General features: G+C 36.2%; 1 protein-coding gene. It reads right to left on the bottom strand.

The window, feature by feature from the left end; translation table 11 throughout:
* Positions 1-198, bottom strand: a 198-nt coding sequence (locus ACKX14_RS15925; protein WP_422449377.1) for an ATP-binding cassette domain-containing protein, incomplete at its 3' end; no start/stop codon positions are given.
* Positions 199-268: the final 70 nt, after the last annotated feature.

The following is a 268-nucleotide window of genomic DNA, read 5'->3' as shown; positions in this document are numbered from 1 at the left end:
AACTACTTTTCCTGGGTTCTCCAGCAATCTCATTATGGATAATGCAGTTTGGCTTTTCCCACTACCTGACTCCCCAACAATTCCTAAAGTTTCACCTTTCTTAAGAGAAAAACTTACATCATCGATTGCACGGACAACTCCTTCATCAGTATAAAAATATGTTTTAAGACTGTTTATTTTTAATAAGTTATCCGACATTCTAGCTACCTCCTCCATAATTCTTAAGTTTTGGATCTAGTGCATCTCTTAGGCCATCTCCTAACATATT

It is taken from the genome of Thermorhabdus hydrogeniformans (assembly GCF_049310025.1).
Lineage (GTDB): Bacteria > Bacillota > Thermosediminibacteria > Thermosediminibacterales > Tepidanaerobacteraceae > JBJYKD01.
This window is presented reverse-complemented; position numbering and strand designations above follow the sequence as displayed.